General features: G+C 60.4%; 13 protein-coding genes and 1 tRNA gene. 9 read left to right on the top strand and 5 right to left on the bottom strand.

The features are described from left to right. Nucleotides 1-100: 100 nt before the first annotated feature. Nucleotides 101-177 (top strand) — tRNA-Lys (locus AACH73_RS13575). 200 nt (nt 178-377) lie between these two features. On the opposite strand, the gene hspQ is transcribed toward AACH73_RS13575, so the two are convergent. Continuing rightward, on the bottom strand, nt 378-758 hold the full coding sequence (gene hspQ, locus AACH73_RS13570) for a heat shock protein HspQ (protein WP_272741628.1): 381 nt from the start codon (nt 756-758) through the stop codon (nt 378-380). Between the two features lie 266 nt (nt 759-1024). Between hspQ and AACH73_RS13565 the strand changes: the two genes are divergently transcribed. Continuing rightward, nucleotides 1025-2212 (top strand): Ppx/GppA phosphatase family protein, encoded by a 1188-nt coding sequence (locus AACH73_RS13565; RefSeq protein ID WP_272741627.1) that lies wholly within the window; start codon nt 1025-1027, stop codon nt 2210-2212. Here the strand turns inward: AACH73_RS13565 and queE are convergent. Both queE and queC read right to left on the bottom strand, forming a co-directional pair. Next, entirely contained in the window at nt 2205-2855 is a 651-nt protein-coding gene (queE, locus tag AACH73_RS13560; protein ID WP_338736286.1) for a 7-carboxy-7-deazaguanine synthase, read from the bottom strand. The two genes, AACH73_RS13565 and queE, sit on opposite strands and share 8 nt — an antisense overlap. Beyond that, entirely contained in the window at nt 2855-3580 is a 726-nt protein-coding gene (queC, locus tag AACH73_RS13555) for a 7-cyano-7-deazaguanine synthase QueC (RefSeq protein ID WP_272741625.1), read from the bottom strand. The genes queE and queC overlap by 1 nt, the downstream gene beginning before the upstream one ends. 196 nt (nt 3581-3776) lie before the next feature. On the opposite strand from queC, the gene AACH73_RS13550 reads away from it, so the two are divergent. The 4 genes from AACH73_RS13550 (at nt 3777) to AACH73_RS13535 (ending at nt 5854) form a co-directional block, all read left to right on the top strand. After that, nucleotides 3777-4229, top strand: a complete 453-nt coding sequence (locus tag AACH73_RS13550; protein ID WP_272741624.1) for a PaaI family thioesterase — start codon at nt 3777-3779, stop codon at nt 4227-4229. Then, nucleotides 4226-4639 (top strand): PaaI family thioesterase, encoded by a 414-nt coding sequence (locus AACH73_RS13545; RefSeq protein WP_272741623.1) that lies wholly within the window; start codon nt 4226-4228, stop codon nt 4637-4639. The genes AACH73_RS13550 and AACH73_RS13545 overlap by 4 nt, the downstream gene beginning before the upstream one ends. A 110-nt stretch (nt 4640-4749) precedes the next feature. Beyond that, nucleotides 4750-5151 (top strand): hypothetical protein, encoded by a 402-nt coding sequence (locus tag AACH73_RS13540; protein WP_272741622.1) that lies wholly within the window; start codon nt 4750-4752, stop codon nt 5149-5151. A gap of 73 nt (nt 5152-5224) precedes the next feature. Beyond that, nucleotides 5225-5854, top strand: coding sequence for a helix-turn-helix transcriptional regulator (locus tag AACH73_RS13535; protein ID WP_272741621.1), 630 nt, complete (start codon nt 5225-5227; stop codon nt 5852-5854). A 139-nt stretch (nt 5855-5993) separates the two neighbouring features. Here the strand turns inward: AACH73_RS13535 and AACH73_RS13530 are convergent, their stop codons facing one another. Continuing rightward, entirely contained in the window at nt 5994-7154 is a 1161-nt protein-coding gene (locus AACH73_RS13530; protein WP_338736285.1) for a serine hydrolase domain-containing protein, read from the bottom strand. A 235-nt stretch (nt 7155-7389) separates the two neighbouring features. On the opposite strand from AACH73_RS13530, the gene AACH73_RS13525 reads away from it, so the two are divergent. Further along, nucleotides 7390-9069 carry a hypothetical protein gene (locus tag AACH73_RS13525; RefSeq protein WP_338736284.1) on the top strand — a complete coding sequence of 560 codons (1680 nt, stop codon included), beginning with the start codon at nt 7390-7392 and terminating at the stop codon, nt 9067-9069. On the opposite strand, the gene AACH73_RS13520 is transcribed toward AACH73_RS13525, so the two are convergent. Then, nucleotides 9062-10729, bottom strand: a complete 1668-nt coding sequence (locus tag AACH73_RS13520; protein WP_272741618.1) for a lysine--tRNA ligase — start codon at nt 10727-10729, stop codon at nt 9062-9064. The genes AACH73_RS13525 and AACH73_RS13520 overlap by 8 nt on opposite strands. Nucleotides 10730-10900: 171 nt before the next feature. Here AACH73_RS13520 and AACH73_RS13515 point away from each other — a divergent pair, with 171 nt between their 5' ends. Both AACH73_RS13515 and AACH73_RS13510 read left to right on the top strand, forming a co-directional pair. Further along, nucleotides 10901-12352, top strand: a complete 1452-nt coding sequence (locus tag AACH73_RS13515) for a hypothetical protein (RefSeq protein WP_338736283.1) — start codon at nt 10901-10903, stop codon at nt 12350-12352. 160 nt (nt 12353-12512) lie between these two features. Next, nucleotides 12513-12935 carry a MerR family DNA-binding transcriptional regulator gene (locus AACH73_RS13510; RefSeq protein WP_272741616.1) on the top strand — a complete coding sequence of 141 codons (423 nt, stop codon included), beginning with the start codon at nt 12513-12515 and terminating at the stop codon, nt 12933-12935. Nucleotides 12936-12999 lie beyond the last annotated feature (64 nt).

Genomic DNA, 12999 nt, shown 5'->3' with positions numbered 1-12999 from the left:
ACACAACACATAAAACTTGAACCTTGCGCTTGCGCAAACAAAAAGTCCCCACTATGAAGGCCGCACCCGAAACGACTTCGGTCATTGGGTACGTTTTGATGAGCCCGTAGCTCAGCCGGCTAGAGCATCTGACTTTTAATCAGAGGGTCCTGGGTTCGAGTCCCAGCGGGCTCACCAATTCTTCCAGAATTGGTGAGCTTTTTTTATGTCAGTTTCACTCGCTATCATAAAGAAACCATCATGAACGGGCGCTGAATGTGTGTCCGTTGCCGCTGCGCATAATAGCGCCTTAAGCGTGACGAAACGATTGCAGCACGGCAAAATTACGGCAGCCCCTTACAGGGCTGGGGATGAGCCGCACGGCTTATCGGCGACGCTTAGTTAGCCAGTCGCGATTTCAGCAGATAGCGCCCATTTTCAAAACGGTCGAAAATAAGGTCGGCCTGCGGGTGGCGCAGAGGCATACCCGTCTCGTCCGGACAGAGATTGCCTTCGGACGCATAGGCGACATAGCAGATGTCACCGTTTTCAGCGAGCAGGTGATAGAAGGGCTGATCCTTATCCGGGCGCACCGCTTCGGGTATGGCCATCAGCCATTCCTCGGTATCGGAAAACTGTGGATCAATGTCGAAGACCACGCCGCGAAAGTCGAACAGGACGTGGCGAACCAACTGACCAATGCCGAAACGCGCCGACCGGTCCCCGTTGCTCGCGGCATAGGGGCCGGAAACGGAACCAGAGACAGAATCGGTCATCATCAGCGCCTCCCTCGGTTGCGGTATCGTCAGCCCGTCTGGTGTAGCGCGACTCGGCAGCCCCGCCTCCCCCCTTCCCCCTTTGGTTGTCGGGTACGCAGGCAATTCATGCGCTGGGCGGGTCGTTGCAGAATTACCCGTCAGCGGCGTGACGAAATTAACACAAAAGCGCTTTGCACGGAGGAAAATGCGTTCTAGGCTGAAAGCAACTTGACGCGGCCTCCGGCTCTGAGCGTCCCACATTATGATAAAGCGGGGTATGAGCCACCATGAGTGAGGCTCCCTCAAAAAGCGGCCCGCCGCGCAAGCGCGGTCCGCGTCGCGCCCGCAAGGGCAGCGGCCACAGCGCGACCGCCCCAGCGGGCAAGCCGCGGCCCAGACCGGCACCGCCGCAGCGCCCGGCCGCCGCCGAGCCGTCGCCCCTGTACGCCGCGCTGGACCTCGGCACTAATAATTGCCGCCTGATGATCGCCGCCTGGCACAATGGACAATTCCGGATCGTCGAAGCCTTTTCACGTATTGTCCGGCTGGGGGAAGGCCTCAGCCAGACCGGCAATCTGTCGGATCGCGCCATGGAACGCGCGCTCGCCGCGCTCAAACTGTGCGCCGAAAAGATCGGGCGTCGGCAGGTGGTGCGCACGCGTGCCGTCGCCACCCAGGCCTGCCGCATCGCGCGCAATGGTCCGGACTTCATTCAGCGCGTCGAGCGCGAAACCGGCCTCAAGCTGACCATTATCACCCCCGAAGAAGAGGCGCGCCTGTCGGTCGTCGGCTGCGCCTCCCTCCTCGATGGTGAGGCCAAGGCGGCCATTGTCATGGACGTGGGCGGCGGCTCGACCGAGATATCCTGGCTGCCGCTGGGGGAAGAAACAGAGCCCACCGAGGCCAGCGGGTCACGCGGATTGAACGCGCGCCCCAAACCGCCACGCCCGCAATACTGGATCTCCATCCCCAAAGGCGTGGTCAATCTGGCCGAACGTTTCCCCGAACCGGGCGATGGCGACAAGCAGGCGTGGTTCGCCCAGATGGTCGAGGATGTGCGTCAGGCCCTGATCGACTTCAAGGCCCCGGAGCCTCTGCGCCCTCATTTCGATGCGCAGCAGGCCTATATTGTCGGCACGTCGGGGGCCATTACCTCTCTGGCCGGGATGCACCTGCAACTGGAGCGCTATGACCGTTCGAAGGTCGATGGCTTGTGGATGACCCATGATCAGTGCCGCGCCGTTATCGACCGCCTTCTGAGCCTTGGGCAAAAGGGACGCGAACAGGAACCCTGTATCGGCAAGGATCGCGCCGATCTGGTGCTGGCCGGCGCGGCAATACTGGAGGCCGTGCAAAGCCTGTGGCCGTGCGACCGCCTGCGCGTCGCCGATCGCGGCCTGCGCGAAGGCCTGCTGCTGTCGATGGTCAAAAAGCGTCCACGCCGCCGCCGGGCGCGCCGGGGTAAATCTACCTGATCCCCACGACCTTGTGCGTCTGCACACTCATCCGCCATTGCGGGTGGGCCAGACAGTAGTCGATCACGGCCTGCGTATGGGCCGCCTGCATCGCCGGGTCCTGATCCAGCGGGTCTTTCGGTTGCAAATAGAAGCGCTCAAAGTCCATGCCGGCAAATTCCGCCGGATCGACGCGGTCCTGCGGCCAGACCAGCTTTAACTCCTGCCCGGAGGTCTGATGCAGGCGGTTCTCGCCCTTGGGCGAGATGCACAACCAGTCGATGCCGTCAGGTGCCCGCAGCGTACCGTTCGATTCCACCGCGATAAAATAGCCCGCCGCCTTGACCGCAGCGATCAGCGGCGCATCCAGTTGCAGCAGCGGTTCGCCACCGGTGAAGACGACCGATTTGTGCACCGGGTCGATAGCCCCCCAGTGCGCATCCAGCGCTGCCGCCACGGCTTCGGGGGCGTCGAACTTGCCTCCACCCTCGCCATCGGTGCCGACAAAATCCGTGTCGCAAAAGGTACAGGCGGCCGCCGCCCGGTCCTGTTCGCGCCCGCTCCACAGATTGCATCCGGCAAAGCGCGCAAATACCGCTACGCGCCCGGCCTGTCCGCCTTCGCCCTGAAGAGTCAGGAATATCTCTTTGAAACTATAGACCATCAGCCGTTGCGCCACTGCTCGAAGCCACGGGCCCGCAGTTCACACGCAGGGCAGGTGCCGCAGCCATAGCCCCAGGCGTGACGCTCGCCGCGCTGCCCCATATAGCAGGTGTGGGTGTCTTCGAGTACCAGATCGACCAAGGCCTCACCGCCCAGTTGGTGCGTCAGCGCCCAGGTTTCGGCCTTGGTCAGGAACATCAGGGGCGTGTCGATGATATAGGGCCGCTCGATGCCGAGATTGAGCACGTTTTGCATCGCCTCCAGCGTGTCCTTGCGGCAGTCGGGATAGCCGGAGAAGTCGGTTTCGCACATGCCCCCGACCAGATGATCTATGCCCCGGCGGTCCGCCACGGCGGCGGCATAGACGAAGAAGGCGAGATTGCGCCCCGGAACGAAGGAGTTGGGCAGGCCGCGTTCGCCCATGCGGATTTCCTGTTCGCGCGTCAGCGACGACTCCGCCACGCGCCCGAAGCCTTTGAGATCGACCACATGGTCTTCACCCAGTCGCGTGCGGGCGGGTTCGAACACGTCAGGAAAGCGCTCCAGCACACGGGTGCGCGTCGTCATTTCGATGGCATGGCGCTGCCCATAGTCGAAGCCGATGGTTTCCACGCGCTCGTAATGGGTCAGGGCCCAGGCGAGGCAGGCGGTCGAATCCTGCCCGCCGGAAAACAGCACCAGTGCCGAACGGTCGGCGGGCACGGTTTCAAGATCGGACGGGGTCATGGGTACTCTCTGGGTTACGGAAAACAGGTCTTGTGTCTGTAAAGAAACCGTTTCAGCGATTTTGCAAGTGCAAACTCGCCTGTCGGTAACGGCAATCGTTTTGACGGCGCAGGGGATTTGCGCCACTATAGGCCTCAGACGCGACTCCGCGCCCGATAAAGCGAATAAGAATAAGAACTTACATGGAGGCGAACCGATGTCACACGCGCCTTTTCGCGAAGGCTTCGATCTTCTGGTCGAGAATATCCCCTATATGAAGTCTATCGGGGCCCGCTATGCCGGACGCTCCGATGACGGCATAAAACTGTGCCTGCCCTATCGGGAAGACCTGATCGGCGACCCGGCGACAGGGGTGATCGCTGGCGGGGCGGTGACCGCCCTGCTCGATCACGCCTGTGGTATGGCCGTCTGGGACGAACTGAACGAATATAAGCCCATAGCCACAATGGATCTGCGCATCGACTATATGCGCCCGGCCCAGCCGCAGCGCGATCTGTTCATTCTGGCCAAATGCTACAAGCTGACGCGCAGTGTCGGCTTCGTGCGCGGCTTTGCCTATGACGACAGCCTGAGCGACCCGGTCGCGGCGGCGCAGGCGGCCTTCATCATCTCCCACCCCTGCCTGAAAAACCGCGAGGCCCACGCATGATTGCCGATCTGATGATCAGCGGCCCGGAAGACCTTTTCCGCCGCGTCCCGTTCGCGCAGTTCCTCAACCTCCGCATGGAAATGGCGGGTAATGAACTGACCACCGTCATGCCGTTCGCTCCGCACCTGATCGGCAATCCGCTGCTGCCGGCCCTTCACGGCGGCACCATAGGCGCGTTTCTGGAACTGACGGCCACGGCTCAGTTGTCGGTGTTCGAGACGTTCGAGCAGATCCCCAAACCGGTCAATGTCAGCGTGCAGTATCTGCGCTCCGGCAAGCCTATCGACACCTATGCGCGCGCCCGCATCAACCGCGTCGGTCGCACCATTGCCAATGTCGAGGCCTGGGCGTGGCAGGAACTGCGTGAGCAACCCATCGCCACGCTTCAGGCGCATTTTCTGATCGGTTAGCTTAGGGTCCGGACCCTGGAGGACACGCGGGAAACGGCCAGTACGAAAATCGGATTGCCACAATCTATAGATGTTCTACTCTTTCCCGATATGATTTCCGGGAGGGGGCTTTGCCGGGGGAAGTGTCAGGTCTGCAAGGCCTGAAGCGCCTGATTTATCAGCGAATTGACGGCGTGTTCAGGGATGACGGGCGGCAACGCCTGTGGATGGCCGGGTTGCTGAGCGGGCTGCCTCTGCTGGCCCTTTGGGGCAGTTTTAGCGGCAACGCCATCATCGCTCTGGTACTGAACGCTCTTTTTCTGAGCCTGTTGACGGCACTGAGATGGAAATCCCCGCATCCGTGGCCCGTCGTGGCCGCTGGGTGTCAATGGGTATCGGTCATGCTGCCTGTCTTGGCCCTGTCCGATGGACGCATCAGACCGATCACCCTGGCGATGGCGCTTACCCTGTCAACGGCGTGCGTGCTGGGCGCGATGGCGTGGGGCGCCTTGGCCAGACTTCATAAAAAATAGGATTAAATTCATAATTTAAGTTGATTTTCCTGCATCTGGATTTATTTTCCTGATATCTCACAGGAAACGCGCCATGTCCTTGTCGCACGCCCAAATCTGGAATGCCATCGACCGTCTGGCGCTGAACCTCGGCACGTCACCGTCGGGGCTGGCGCGACTGGCGGGGCTTGACCCTACGGCCTTCAACAAGTCGAAACGCCAATCGACCGAAGACCCGCCCCGTCCGCGCTGGCCCTCCACCGAGAGTCTGGCCAAGCTGCTGGAGGCCACGGGCCAGAGCTTTTCCGATTTTGCCGCCCTGACCGAACCGCGCCCGGTGCCGAAGGGTGTGCCTTTGATCGGGTTTGCGCAGGCGGGCAATGACGGCCTGTTTGACGATGCGGGATTTCCGGTCGGACAGGGCTGGGACGAGATCGGCCTGCCCGCAGGTGAAGGGCTCTATGCGCTTGAGATTTCAGGCGATTCCATGCTGCCGCTTTACCGCGACGGCGACCGTATCATCGTCGATCCGCTGCGTCAGAACCTGCGGCGGGGCGACCGGGTGGTGGTGAAGACCAGCGAAGGCGAGGTCATGGCCAAGGAACTGGTGCGGTTGACGGAGAAGCAGGTTGAACTGCGGTCGCTTAATCCGGACTTTTCCAACCGGGTGCTGGAGCGGGCGCAGGTGACGTGGATGGCGCGGATTGTGTGGGCCAGTCAGTGACGGGATGTTTTGGGGTTTGGGGCCTGCGGCCCCAAGTCTTCTACGCCCAAAGACAAGGCCTATCGGTAACCCGATAGGCCTTGTCTTTGGGGATAAAGGTTTGTGGGGTCACGGACTCCACGCCCCGGAACCCGCCCCGTCACGACTTCCCCGCATGATCCCCATACTCCCATTCATAGGGCACGCCCGTCTCTCCCAGCACGAACCTTACCAGCGCCGCAAAGCCGGCTTCCGCGCGTACATCGTTCGACAGGATCACCACGCAGCGCTTTGATCTTTCAACGCAAACCCAGGTATTGGCCGTCATGTCGTTATGCCCGCCCTTGTAAAAGCCGTGCCCCTGCGGTCCGTCAAACACCACTACGCCCAGCCCCGCATAGAGGTCGGCCCGCTGCTGATCCGCCGGCAATTCGGGCTGAAAGGGCGGGAACTGCGTCCGCGTCGTGATCTTCAACTGCCGTTTGGTGATGTCCGCCCGCGCCCCCGCGCTCAGTCCCTCCCCCCGCACAAAGGCCGCCGCAAAACGGGCAAAATCACCGATCGTCGTGTCCATCGACCCGGCCACGCGGACCTTTGACCGCTCATCGTGCGCCTCGACCTCGCCCCTGTCGTTCCAGCCATCGGCCAGATTGTCCGCAAAGTCCGGCCGCCAGATCAGACTGCTCCGCGTCATGCCCAACCCTTTGAAGATACGGTCGGTTTCGTCGCGCAGACTGAGGCCCAGCCCCGTTTCCATGGCAAATTGCAGCGTCAGCAGACCATCCCCCGAATAGGCGTAACGCGCCCCCGGATCGAAGTGGAATGTCAGCTTTTCATCCGGTTCCAGAAAACGGAAGTTGGCAAAGCCGCTCGAATGGGTCAGCACAATACGCGGCGTCAGCTTGCGCCAGCGCTCATCCAGCGCCGACCAGTCGCTGTAGCGATTAATAATGTCCGGCGACGCATAGCTCGGCAAAGGCTGCGGCAGCATGTCCGCCAGAGGCGTATCCAGCGTCAGACGCCCCTGATCGACCTGCTGCATGACCGCATAGGCGAACACGGCCTTGGTCAGCGAGGCGCCGTACATCACGGTTTGCGTCGTCAGGGGCTCACCCTTGGCGTTGCGCACGCCATAGGCCTTTACATAACCCACCTTGCCGTCGTCAATGACCGCGATGGCCAGCCCTTTGGCCCCGGTGTCCTTCAGGACCCGCTGCACCTCCGCATCAATGGCCGCGGGCTTGGGTATAGAGGGAGATTCAGCGGCTTGGGCGGACGCACACACGCCCGCAAGGGCACAAAGCATAAGCAAAAAGCGCATGGCGGCCTCCTTGATACGTCACAACAGCACGCCCCGGTTGAAGCGTCAACGCACCCTCATACCGCGATTATCCGACGCCACATTTCAGCCGTCTTCCTCTTCAAATTTAAGTGTCAGAGCGCAATGACTGTGAGGGCATAGCTATTTCGCTTTAAAGTTCTGTTCAGTCGAAACATTTTCCGTGAAGTGCGTCCACTTTTGGGTATGGGCTCTGGCATTCCGGGGGGAGATCAGTATGCGAAAAAATGGGATTGTCGTCTGGTTGCTATGCGTCAGCCTGACGGGGCTCTCGGCTGAGGGCAATGCGAAATCTCCTGATCCTTCCGGGGTTACCTACCATCTGGACACGATCACGCAGGGCGACCACCTTACAACGGTGCGGCTGCGCCTCCGCTTTCGCGCCGATAAGGACGGCAAGGCCACCCTGAGACTGCCCGACCGTTGGGGCGGCGGCGATCGCTTCTATGAGCGGCTCAAAGACCTCGACATCAAAGGGGCCAAGACGGTGACGACGCCGGAGCCCGCCGTGCGTGAGATCAACGCCAAACCCTATGCCCTTATTACCGTCTCCTACCGTTTGGAGGCCAACCGCACCCCCGGTCAGGAGGTGCCTCTGGACACCAACTATACCTATCCCGTGATAGCCCCGGACTGGTTTTATATTACGGGCCCGGGCCTGTTCGCCGTCGTCGAAGGCCGCGACCCTCAGGCACAGCACTTTTCGTGGTCGCTGCCGCGTGGCTGGACGGGGGCAACCAATCTGCAATATCCCACCCCGCCTGAACTGAACGAAGCGGCGGAGCAATCCGTGCTTCTGGCCGGCAAGGACGTGCATATTGCGCAGCTTAAGGTCAAAAGTGGCGATCTGCGCATCGCGTGGCGCGGTCATTTCGATCAGTTTACTTCCGACGCATTCAATGCGTCAGTGCACGATATCATCAATGCCGAACAAAGTTTCTGGGGCGAAGGTCAGGATCATTTCCTCGTCACCCTTGCCCCATCGGAATCGGCTAAAGGTGGGCGCTCGATCCGCGGCTCCGGGCTTGGTGAGTCCTTTGCCATGGTCGCCACACCGGAAACCGAGCTCGGCGCGCTGAAAATCATTCTGGCGCATGAATATTTCCATAGCTGGAATCCTTTGCGCCTGGGCGGCTTTGATCCTGATGAGGAAGAAAAAAGCGGTTACTGGTTCTCGGAAGGCTTTACCGACTACTATGCCCGCAAACTGGCCTATGAAGGCGGGGCCGTGGATGCCCAGCAGTTCATGGCGACCTGGAACGACGCGCTTCGGGCCTACGCCGCCTCCCCCTACCGAACCGCCCCCAACAGCGTCATCGTTGAGAAGTTCTGGAACGACCCGCTGGTGCAGAAACTCCCGTATCAGCGCGGGTCCATGCTAGCGGTACTGCTCGATGCCCGCTGGCGCGCTCAGGGCAAGTCGATGGATGGTTTTATCCATATGTTGCGCGATCAGGCCCGGGCCGACACGGCGAGTAAAGCTCCGCATGTGAAACTGATCGACCGGCTCAATCGGGCCGCCACCGCCTACGGGGTAGATTTCGGCGACCTGATTGACCGCTACATGCTGAAGGGTGAGGCCATGACCCTGCCCGAAGATGCCTTTGGCGCAAAATTCCGGGTGGTGTCCGAGGACGTGCCGGTTCGCACCCTGGGCTACGACCCGGACAAGTCGCGCGCGGCCGGGGCCTTTGTTGCCGTCGATCCCGAAGGCCCGGCCTACAGGGCCGGTATCCGCGAAGGCATGAAGCGCCTTCGGGTCGAAAGCCGGGGCGTCGGTGACGGCCACGATGTCATCACCGCCGTTGTCGAAGGCGCGGAGGGTAAACCCCAGACCATTACCTTTACGGCGACCGGCAAGGATTATATCCGCACCCAGAAGCTCATCCTCAGATAAGACGCCCCTCTATACCCTGATCAAGCAGGTCCAGCGTCCGTTCGATGCCGAAAATGGCCACGAAGGAGCCGAAGCGCGGACCCTGGGATTGCCCCAGAAGCACCTCATAGAGTGCCTGAAACCACGCACGTAAGGGCTCGAATTCATGCGCCTTTCCGACTTCGAAGACGATGTTCTGGATGGCCTCGGCGTCGCGCGTTTCGGGGTCCAGCGCCGCCAAACGGTCACGCAGGTCGATCAGCGCCGCCTTTTCTTTATCGTCGGGCAAACGGAAGGTCTTGGACGGTTTGACGAAATCCTCAAAATAGTTGAGCGCGTAGCCGGCCAGACGATCGAGCACGGGCTCACTTTCCGGCGTCGCTCCCGGAATATAGGCGCGCAGGAAGCCCCACAGCGTCTCCTTGTCCGAGGCATTGGCCGCTGAAACGAGGTTGAGCATCAGACCGAAGGTCACCGGCGGCGACTTCGTGCCCGTTTCGCCGCGCAGGACGAACCAGACCGGATTTTCGATCTGCTTGGCCTCTTCCTGCTTGGGGAAGGCATCGAGTTGCTGGAAGAACTCGTCCGTGGCGCGCGGAATGACGTCGAAATAGAGCTTCTTGGCCGATTTCGGCGACTGGAACATGTAATAGGCCAGCGATTCCGGCGCGCCGTAGCGCAGCCAGTCTTCCATGGTCAGGCCGTTGCCCTTCGACTTCGATATCTTCTGGCCCTGCTCATCGAGGAAGAGTTCGTAGTTGAAGCCTTCCGGCGGCGTACCGCCCAGCACCTTGCACACCTGCGACGACACCTTGACCGAGTCGATCAGGTCCTTGCCGGCCATTTCGTAATCGACGCCCAAAGCCGCCCAGCGCATGGCCCAGTCGGGCTTCCACTGCATCTTGACGTGGCCGCCAGTAACCGGCACCTCGAACTTTTCGCCGTTTTCCTCAAAGACGATCGTGCCCTTTGAGACATTGCGCTCAAGCGTCGGCACCTGAAGCACATGACCGGTGACCGGCGAAATCGGCAGAAACGGCGAATAGGTGGCGCGCCGATCCGGCCCCAGGGTCGGCAGCATGATCTTCTGGATGTCGTCGAAGCGTTCCAGCGCCCTCAGAAGCGTGGCGTCGAACTCACCCGACTTATAGGCATCCGTGGCCGACTTGAACTCGTAATCGAAGCCAAACGAGTCGAGAAAGGCGCGCAGACGCGCATTATTGTGCGCGCCGAACGAGTCGTGGGTCCCGAACGGGTCACGCACCACGGTCAGCGGCTTATACAGGTCTTCGCGCAGGATATCCGGATTAGGGATGCCTTCCGGCACCTTGCGCAGACCATCCATATCGTCGGAAAACGAGATCAGGCGCGACGCCCAGTGACCGCCGGTCAGGGCCGTAAAGGCCTGACGCACCATGGTGGTGCGCGCCACTTCGCCGAAAGTGCCGATGTGCGGCAGGCCCGACGGCCCGTAGCCGGTTTCAAAGATCACCGGACGGTTCAGCGCCTCAAAGGTCTTCAGCGCTTCATCGGCCTTGCCTGCCGTGATTAGCTCCTTCGCCCGTATCGAGTCCGCCTGATCCTTCAGACGCACTTTCAGCACGCGCGCAATCAGGGCGCGGGCTTGCTCGAAGGGCCAGGCACGGCCCTGTTGCGCGAGGAGGGTCAGTTCGGAAGACACGTGGAAAAACACCTTTCGGGGCAAACAAAAACAGAGCTGTGGCTTTAAAGGGCGGGACGGCGGGCGTCAAATGAAACCCGTGGAACACGGGACACCCCGCTACTGTTCAGCATTGCAAACTTGACGTAATTCACGTTTAAGATGAGGATGAATACATAGGGGGGAGTCATTATGCTACCTGTTAAATCATCTGCCACACGTCATCCCGGATTTCGTCTGGGCGTCATTCTGACGCCGTTTCTCATCGCTGCTCTTGCCGCCTGTGGAGGTGGTGGCGGAGGAAGCGGCAGTGGTGGCGGCTCTTCCGGGGCCGGGTCTTCGTCGTCCTCTTCGGCGACTCCGACGGCCTATGTCGGCGGCAGTGAGATACTGGTCAACACGGTAACCGACAATGATCAGAACGCGGTCACCCTGACCACGCTTGATAATGGCAATGTGGTCGCCGGATGGGTGAGCAGTCAGGGCACGATTGGTGGCATCTCACTGGCTGAAATCCGGGCTCAAATCCTCACACCCGACGGCACGAAATCAGGCAGTGAAATTATTGCCTCGACCGGCACACGACAAAGCTCATCGTCTTATCGTCATGTGCAACCGTCTCTGTCAGCGCTCAATGGCGGCGGGTTCGGCTTGCTCTATGTGTCCAACGGACATCTGAACACCACTAACCCGACGGCCGTTACCTCGGGCCCAATTTTCGCCCGCGAATTTTCCTCCGCAGGCGTGGCGCTGGGGGATGCGGTGGCGCCTCCCCTGACCTACAGTATTCAGAATGGCATTTCCTACGGAAATAACGGCACGCAGGGACAGCCAAAATTAGTCCGCTTGAGCGATGGACGGCTGCTGGCTACGTGGACGGAATTTAATGCCTCCACAGCGGTCGGCGGCGACGGCGACTCCTTGTCTGTCAGGGCGCAACTCTATTCGGCCGATGCCGATGAACTCACCCCTGCCTTTATCGTCAACACCTCGACCGCGGGTCAGCAAAGCCAGTCGTATGCCGCGCCGCTGAGCAATGGCGGGTTCGTCATCACCTGGCAGGACTACAATGGCTCGGTGGGCCCGAACATCGTCAACAAGCTCAAAGCGCAAATTTTTAACGCTTCGGGTCAGAAGGTCGGCGGCGAATTTATAGTCAAGGAGTCACCGGGTTTTCTGCAATCGCCGGGAAGCGTCAGCGCTCTGGCAAACGGGGCCTTCGTCATTGTCTGGTCGGAAGGCAATTCAGGTGGCACAACGGACGAAGCCTATGGTCAAATCTTTGATGCATCGGGCAACCGCGTCGGCACAGCGTTTACGCTGGCAACCAATACCACCGGGCGTCAGGTGGCTCCCTATGTGATCACCCTTCCGAACGGACAGTTTATAGCCGCCTGGGGTGACAACAGCGGAACGCTCGGCGACACAGACGGCTGGGCGATCAAGGCACAGGCTTTCGATGCCAGCGGCACGAAGTTTGGCAGCGAATTGCTGGTCAATGTCTATGTGACCGGCAATCAGACAAGCATGGTGCTCTCCCCGTTGAAGACCAACGGCTTCGTCGCCAGTTGGGTCGATAATTCCGGTGCGTTAGGCGACACCAGCGGTACCGCCATCAAAGCCCGGGTCTTCAAGCTCAATTAAAGCGCTTATTATCGTCAGCACAAAGGCCCCCGGCTCCACCGCGAACCGGGGCCTTTTCGCATGGCACGAAGATGTGAAAAGCCGCCTCTTGACGTTTGGGGCAAGTTAGGCGTACGTTTACGTAAACGTCAATTATAACGACCTTATACAGGGGGTCACCATGGACATGCGTACCTACACTATTCGCCAGCTTTCCAAGGAGTTCGGCGTCACCGCCCGTGCCTTGCGCTTCTATGAAGACAAGGGCCTCATCAGCCCGGAACGCAAGGGTCAGACGCGCATCTATTCGGCGCGCGACCGGGCGCGTCTGAAGATCATCCTGCGCGGCAAGCGCATGGGCTTTTCGCTGATCGAAATTCACGAAGTGCTCGATCTGTATAACCGCGAAGACCGCGGCGTGAAGCAGATGCGCGCCACCGTGGCCAAGTATCACGATCAGATCGAAAACCTGAAACGCCAGCGCGAAGACATTGATCAGGCCATCAAGGACATGGTCGAAGGCTGCGCGTGGATGGAAGGCGAGATCGCCAAGCATGAAGCGGCGCAGGCTACCCACGCCGAAGACGATCGTAAAAGCGCCTGATAATCAACGCGCTCACGCCCACATTTAAGATAACAAATTAAAGCTCACACTAACGCCAAGGAGC

The organism is Asticcacaulis sp. DW145 (assembly GCF_037101385.1).
Lineage (GTDB): Bacteria > Pseudomonadota > Alphaproteobacteria > Caulobacterales > Caulobacteraceae > Asticcacaulis > Asticcacaulis currens.
Note: the sequence above shows the minus strand (reverse complement) of the source record. Positions and strands in the feature narration are given on the sequence as shown.